General features: G+C 66.0%; 1 pseudogene. It reads left to right on the plus strand.

Going from position 1 to position 262, the window contains the following annotated elements:
- Positions 1-262, plus strand: a pseudogene (locus tag AC0IYH_RS32175) (DNA repair protein RecN); the annotation flags it as partial.

The raw sequence follows: 262 nt of genomic DNA on the forward strand, positions 1-262 counted from the left end.
TACCGACCCTGGTGTTCGACGAAGTGGACGTGGGCATCGGCGGGCCTACCGCCGAAGTCGTCGGTCAGTTGCTGCGCTGTCTGGGCGAGCGTGGCCAGGTACTCACCGTCACTCACCTGCCCCAGGTCGCCGCCCAGGGTCACCAGCACCTGTTCGTGCACAAGGTGCGCGGCAACAACGCGACCCGTACGGCAGTCAGCAAGCTGAGTGACGCACAGCGCGTAGAGGAAATCGCCCGCATGCTCGGCGGCATCGACCTCAC

It is taken from the genome of Pseudomonas sp. AC463 (assembly GCF_979253585.1).